Origin of the sequence: uncultured Paracoccus sp. (assembly GCF_945915435.1) — a bacterium.
Classification (GTDB): Bacteria; Pseudomonadota; Alphaproteobacteria; order Rhodobacterales; family Rhodobacteraceae; genus Paracoccus.
On the sequence record NZ_CAMEFG010000004.1, the window covers coordinates 107,621 to 114,291 of the forward strand.

General features: G+C 62.9%; 5 protein-coding genes. 2 read left to right on the forward strand and 3 right to left on the reverse strand.

What is annotated here, in order from left to right; genetic code table 11:
- Positions 1–205: 205 nt before the first annotated feature.
- A complete protein-coding gene (locus Q0O97_RS02750) occupies positions 206–1,300 on the reverse strand; it encodes a ParB N-terminal domain-containing protein (RefSeq protein ID WP_294924509.1) in 1,095 nt (364 codons plus the stop codon).
- On the reverse strand, positions 1,297–2,601 hold the full coding sequence (locus Q0O97_RS02755) for an AAA family ATPase (RefSeq protein ID WP_294924513.1): 1,305 nt from the start codon (positions 2,599–2,601) through the stop codon (positions 1,297–1,299). The genes Q0O97_RS02750 and Q0O97_RS02755 overlap by 4 nt, the downstream gene beginning before the upstream one ends.
- 456 nt (positions 2,602–3,057) lie before the next feature.
- On the opposite strand from Q0O97_RS02755, the gene Q0O97_RS02760 reads away from it, so the two are divergent.
- Both Q0O97_RS02760 and Q0O97_RS02765 read left to right on the forward strand, forming a co-directional pair.
- Complete coding sequence (locus Q0O97_RS02760; protein ID WP_294924516.1) at positions 3,058–3,738, forward strand: DnaA N-terminal domain-containing protein; 681 nt, start codon at positions 3,058–3,060, stop codon at positions 3,736–3,738.
- A 65-nt stretch (positions 3,739–3,803) separates the two neighbouring features.
- Complete coding sequence (locus Q0O97_RS02765; protein ID WP_294924519.1) at positions 3,804–4,091, forward strand: hypothetical protein; 288 nt, start codon at positions 3,804–3,806, stop codon at positions 4,089–4,091.
- A gap of 271 nt (positions 4,092–4,362) precedes the next feature.
- Here Q0O97_RS02765 and Q0O97_RS02770 read toward each other — a convergent pair.
- Positions 4,363–6,671: efflux RND transporter permease subunit (locus tag Q0O97_RS02770; protein ID WP_294924521.1), on the reverse strand; the 2,309-nt coding region annotated here is incomplete at its 5' end.

Consider the following 6,671-nt stretch of genomic DNA (forward strand, 5'->3'; position numbering starts at 1 on the left):
GCCGGGTGAGGTTCCAGCGCCACAGCCCGGTGCGGTCCGGCAAGGAATAGGTTGTTTTCAGCCCTGAAACATGCCTAAATGCGTCTTGAGCGCGGGCTGCTTCAAGCCAGCCTTTGCAGGTCCCTCCCCATCATATCCGCATTAAACTGCCATAATGCGGACCACCTGGACAGCGGTGTGGGAAGGACCTTCCCCGCAGGGAAGATCAGTCGAGTTGCTCCAGCATGGCCTGCACTGCCGCCTCAAGCCGTCGCCGTTCGATCGCCGAGAAATCCCGCTGCAAACGGATCTCCAACCGCCCATTGGACGCGGTGCATTTGGCCATGCCTTGCGGCCGCTGAACCTGAAAGGTGGTCTTGGCGCGACCCGTGGGCGTCGTCGTGGCGGATTGCTCTCCGTCACCCTTCTTGCGGGCCGCCGCCCCTGCCGCAAACCGGCGCAACACCTCAAGCTCATCCTGGGCCGAGCGGTTTTCCCAACCCTCAAGTTCGGCCCGGACCGCTGCGGCCAGGCCCTGGACCTCGTCCAAACGCGCGACCAGCGCAAGGCCAAGCGCGCGCGGAATGTCGGATGCAAAGCGCAGATCATCGCCAATGGCGGTAATCAGCTTGATAAAGGCGCGAATATAGCTGCGTTTCTGGTATCCGGCCGACCTGAACAGCAGCGAAACGGCCTTGTCCGGGTCGTTTTCCTGCGTGTCAGGGTCTGACGCATAACCCAGTGCAAGCTGCGCCATCTCGGCGAAGGAGATATCCTTTCGCACCAGGTTTTCATCGACCATGCGCCGATAAAGCCCTTCAAGCTGCTCACCCTTGGCCGCAATGCCGGCCGGAATCCGGCCCCATTTCTCCGTATCGCCCGTTTCTTCCAGCAATTTGCGATAGGCCGACAGCCGACGCCAACCCTGAATAAGCTCGTAACGGCCATCATCGCGCGGCTCGACCCGGATCGGGTTGGACAGTCCGATATCGCGGATCGAGGCCACCAGTTCGGAAAGTTCCTCATCCGGCCCATCGGCACGGTCCCGGATCAGCTTTTCGGTAATCACCTGATCCAGCGGCACCAGGTCGGTGATCAGCCCCGCCTTTTTCAACCGCACATGTTCTTGCGCCAATGCATCGTTTTCGGCCCGGATCCTGGCCTCCAACTCGGCACGACTGCGCGAACTTTCCGCCGTTTCGGAAATTGCGGCAGCCATCGGGCCACGACGCCCACCCTTCCCCACGGGGAAGCCCTCTACGGATTCAACCGCATCCTCATCCGGCATGTCGATTTCGAAAACCCTGCGCTTACGGCTCATGCCTCATCCTCCAACTTGTGCCAGGCAACGACCAGATGGCTGCGAAACTCTTCATAAGCACGGTCGAAGGTGCTGCGCGCCCGGCGCCAGGTGCCCCGTGTCATCTCTCGATAGTCGATTTCATAGACCGACGACAGGAAGCGGCCGGATTGCTCGACCGCGCGCGTCAGTTCAATGGGATGCGTCGCCATCCGTTCCCCGAAGACCTGCTGGAAGGCGCCAAGCATCGCCACATGCAATTCGTTCGACGGCTCATATCGCGTCATCAGGAAACGAATATCGGCAAAAGTCTTGGGCAAACGGATCTTCCCCGTGGGGAAGGCATCGAAACCATGCGAGAGATCCCCAAGCGCCTCGGACAACTGCCCGATAAAGCTGGTGGTGGAATCATACTCCCAGTAGCCCGGCCCCGACGGGATATAGAGGACATCCGCGGCAAAGACGGCGTTCATGGACTGATAACCAATCGCGGGCGGACAATCGAAAAGGATCAGATCATAGGCATCGTCCGGCAATCCGTCCAGAAAGCGTGACACCGCACCGAAGAAGGTCCATTCGGGATTGAGATGCCGATACTGCGCGCTGGCGAATTCGACAAAGGCCGCGTTGGCACAGCTGGGCACGATATCTATCGTGGACCAGGCCGTGGGCTTGACGAAATCCGAGGTCCGCAACTGCGACAGGCCCATGTCGCGGATCGAGGCGGGCAGTTTGCGGCGGGGCAGGGCGGTGCCGCTTTCGGCGCCGGAACCTGCCTGGTTCATCCGGTCGGTCTCTTTTTCCAGGTCGCGCGCCATGATGCCCCAGACGGTGTGATCCTCGGCCACGTCGTTCAGACCCATCGAATGGCTCAGCGTAGCTTGCGGGTCGAAATCGACGACCAGCACCCGATAACCGTCCAGAGCCGCTGCATGGGCAAAGTGCAGGGCCACCGTCGACTTCCCCGCACCGCCCTTGAAGTTCGCGATCGCCGCCCGGATCGCCCGCTTGCCTTCGGGCCGGGGGGGCATCAGCGACTTGCGGTTGACCTTGATCCGGCGCCGCAGCTCATTGATCTCATCCAGCGAGAACCAGCGCTGGCGCCCGTCCTCTTCGACTTCCCCGCCGGGAAGGTTCGGCTCGGCCGCCAGCTTGCCGCGAAAGGTCGACTGATTCATCTTGAAGATCAGCTCGGACACTTCCCATGACGAAAAGCGGCGCAGCGTCTTCTCATCCAGGGGGCTGAAGGTTTGGCGCCGGATCCACCCCTGCATCTTGAGTGACTGGGCCTGAAGGCGCGCCAGATCGGTGTGATTGAACATATTGCCGTCCCATACTGCTCATTATATTCTTCGAATTAGCAGATCGTAAATTTCTGGCAACTGTCGATTTACGCCGGATTGCGTTTTTCAAGGAATTTACGTTCCAAACTGGCCGATTCGCACCGTTCCAGGCACCGAATCGCGAATCGGTCGGGGAAGTAAGGGGTGGGTGCGCGGATTCGATTTGGTGACGCAACGCCCCGGACAACCGCAGATAGGGTGTCATAACCTGGCCGAATCGGGGACACCATATGAGTCCCCTAATACCATTGATACCGGATTTTTCATTCCGTTCAGAAGAGTTATCCGGCATTTGTCACGGACCCGCTTGACAGAATCGGAAAACGGAACGCAAATTGGCACCGTGGAAGGAAAAGCGTTCCGAATGGCCAGAATAGGCCAGCGACGCGACCCGACCGGATAAACCGGGCCGGGCTTGATGAATGGGCAGAGCGGATGCAACTGTTGAGGGCAGTCGGGCGCGAGGCGGCGTCGAAGAAATACGACCTCTTGTCGGCGCTGATGGCGCATGGCCTTGCGGGGGACAAGCACCGCCAGCGGCTGGTTCTGCGACTGATCGCGCTGATCACCACGCGTTACAACTGGCAAAGGGACGAACTCTGCATCGGGCAACGCGAGATCGCCCGGCTCTGGTCCGTCGATGAGCGCACCGTCAAGCGCGAGATGGCCCGGTTCAGGTCGCTTGGCTGGCTGGAGCAACGCCGGGCCGGTGCGCGGGGCAGGGTGGCCGTGTTCTCACTTGGCATTGCACGCATCCTGCTGGACACTCGGCCCGAATGGGAACGGATCGGTCCCGATTTCGTCGAACGTCTTGGCGGACCCGCCGAGGAAACGCCGCGTGACGACAAGGTCGTTCCCTTCATTCGTCCGCAACCGCCTGCGGGCGAAGGGCTTTGGCCGCAGGTCCAAAGCCGGCTGCTGGCCGAGGACCCCGCGGGTTACGGGGCCTGGTTCGCGCCCCTGATCCAGACTGACCTGGCGAACGGTCGGCTGGTGCTGATGGCGCCCAGCAGGTTTCACGCAACCTATGTCCGCACCCACCTTTTCGACCGGCTTCGCACGGCGGTGCGCCGCGTCGACCCTACGGTGGCAGAGGTCGAGGTGACCACGGGCTAGGGCAAAAAGGTCTTGGCTGGCGGCACGGGGCTGACTTTTCGGCGGGCCGCTGGCATGATCGGATGATGAAAGCCTGTCACGCCCTTGCCATTACCTTGTTCCTGCTGACCGCCGGCGGTGGCGCGGCGCAGGAATTGTCGCAGGGTCATATCGCCGAAGCCCGCGTCCTGGGCCTGGACCCGCACCTGTTCACGCGCAGCGAACTGGCCCAGATCACCGCCGAGCCGACGCTGCGCGACCGCCGCGACCGGCTGCGCTTCATCTTGCAGATGAAAGAGCGGCGTGGCGAATTGCCCAAGGGCTTCACGCGCAGCGAGGGCGACCGGATGGCCCGCCGTCTGGGGTGGTGGTAGCCCGAACTGGCCGCAACATGTATTCGCGCAATGGACGCGCTGCAGGCGGCGCAAAGCGGTGGGCCGGGGCAGGGCGCAGCCAAGGCTATGGGGCAGTCCTGGCAGCCGCCACGCGGCGCTGTGACGGGCGCAGGCCACCCATACGCGGCAAGGACCACAAGCACGGCCTGGGCGGGCTGCCACGGGCGTTGGAGCGGCCTGCAAGGGCTGCTCATGAACAAAGGCCCCGGCGGATGCCGGGGCCTTTTGGCTTTTCGTTCGCGGGTTTTCGTCAGGCTGCGGGTTTTGCCCGGTGTTCACCCCTCAACCGGCTGACCAGCCCCAGGACGAAGACGAAGAAGACCGGCACGAAGAAGATCGCCAGCACCGTCGCGGCGACCATGCCCCCGATCACGCCGGTGCCGATGGCGTTCTGGCTGGCCGCCGAGGGACCCGTCGCGATGGCCAGCGGCACCACGCCAAGCGTGAAGGCCAGCGAGGTCATCAGGATCGGGCGGAAGCGCAGGCGGGCAGCGTTGACGGCAGCCTCGATCAGGGTCTGGCCTTCCTCGCGCAGGTCCTTGGCGAATTCCACGATCAGGATCGCGTTCTTCGCCGACAGCCCCATGATCGCGATCAGCCCCACCTTGAAATAGATGTCGTTGGGCATGTCGCGCAGCATCACCGCCAGCACGCAGCCAAGGATGCCCAGGGGCACGACCAGCATCACGGAAAGCGGGATCGACCAGCTTTCGTAAAGCCCCGACAGCAGCAGGAAGATGAACAGCACGCTCATCGCGAACAGCATGGTGGACTGGTTGCCGGACTGAAGCTCTTCCAGCGACTGGCCGGTCCATTCAAAGCCGAAGCCCTCGGGCAGCGCCCCGGCCAGCCGCTCCATCTCGGCCATCGCGTCGCCGGAACTGACGCCCGGAACCGCCTGTCCGGCGATGCGCACGGCGGGATAGCCGTTATAGCCCACGACCAGCGACGGCCCCTGTTCCCAATGCACCGTGGCAAAGGACGAGAAGGGCACCATCCCCCCCTGCGCATTGCGCACGGTCAGGTCCAGGATATCCTCGGCCTGCATGCGCGATCCGTCCTGCGCCTGCATCGTCACCCGCTGCATCTTTCCCGCGTTGGGGAAGTCGTTGATATAGGCCGATCCCAGGTATTGCGAGATCGTCGTCGAGATATCGGCAAAGGCCACCCCGAAGACATTGGCCTTTTCGCGGTCGATGGTGACATAGACCTGTGCGGCGGGCGGCAGCCCCTCGGTCCGCAGCCCGGTGACGCGGCCGCCTTCCTGGGCGCTGGCCATCAACTGCTCGGCCGCGGCCTGCAAGGCGTCCTGGCCAAGCCCGCCACGGTCCTGCAAGCGGAAGGAAAAGCCGCCCGCAGTGCCGAAACCGGGGATCGGCGGCGGCGACAGGGCGAAGAACTGCGCGTCCTTGTAGCCGAACATCTTCATGTTGGCGTCGTCGGCAATGGCCTGCGCGGTCACGTCGCGTTCGGCCCAGTCCTTGAAGGTGATGAACATCAGCCCCGCGTTCGGCCCCTGGCCCGAGAAGCTGAAGCCCTGGATGCCCACGACGTTCTCGACCGCCTCGCTTTCGCGGAACAGGTTGGTCGCGGTTTCCAGCGTCTCGTTCGTGCGGCGGGAGCTTGCGGTCGGCGGCGCCTGGACGTCGGCGATGATGAAGCCCTGGTCCTCGTTCGGCAGGAAGCCGCCGGGCAGGTTGGCAAAGCCCATGAAGGTCCCCGCCACGATGGCGGCGTAAAGCAGCATCATCAGCGTGACGCGGCGCACCACCAGCCCGACGGCGCGCCCATAGCGGTCCGTCAGCGCGTCGAACTTGCGGTTGAACCAGCCGAAGAAGCCTTTCTTCTCGTGATGGCCCTTGATGGGCTTGAGGAAGCTTGCGCAAAGCGCGGGTGTCAGCGTCAGCGCAAGGAAGGCCGAGAACAGGATCGACACGACCATCGTCAGCGCGAACTGGCGATAGATGATGCCCGACGATCCGGGGAAGAAGGCCATCGGCACGAAAACGGCGGCCAGAACCAGCGTGATGCCGACGATGGCCCCGGCGATCTGGCCCATCGCCTTTTGCGTGGCCTCTTTCGGTGGCAGCCCTTCCTGCGCCATGATCCGCTCGACGTTTTCGATCACGACGATGGCGTCGTCCACCAGGATGCCGATCGCCAGCACCATCGCGAACATGGTCAACACGTTGATCGAGAATCCGGCGGCCAGCATCACCCCCACCGTTCCCAGCAGCGCGATGGGCACCACGATGATCGGGATCAGCGTATAGCGGAAGTTTTGCAGGAACAGGAACATCACCAGAAAGACCAGCAGGATCGCCTCGGCCAGCGTATGCAGCACCTTTTCGATCGAGGCCGCCACGAAGGGGGTGGTGTCATAGGGGATGACGTAGCTGACGCCTTCGGGGAAGAACTGCGACAACTCGTCCATCTTTTCACGCACCAGCGCCGAGGTGTTCATGGCGTTGCCGGTGGCCGAAAGCTGGATGCCAAGCGCGGCGGCGGGCTGGTTGTTCAGCTTTGAACTGAACATGTAATCCTCGGCCCCGATTTCCA

What these genes read in the sequence shown, in the direction of transcription:
- Q0O97_RS02760 (WP_294924516.1), top strand. Translation starts at nt 3,058, where the DNA reads ATGCAACTGTTGAGGGCAGTCGGGCGCGAGGCGGCGTCGAAGAAATAC.
- Q0O97_RS02750 (WP_294924509.1), bottom strand. Translation starts at nt 1,300, where the DNA reads ATGAGCCGTAAGCGCAGGGTTTTCGAAATCGACATGCCGGATGAGGAT.
- Q0O97_RS02755 (WP_294924513.1), bottom strand. Translation starts at nt 2,601, where the DNA reads ATGTTCAATCACACCGATCTGGCGCGCCTTCAGGCCCAGTCACTCAAG.
- Q0O97_RS02765 (WP_294924519.1), top strand. Translation starts at nt 3,804, where the DNA reads ATGAAAGCCTGTCACGCCCTTGCCATTACCTTGTTCCTGCTGACCGCC.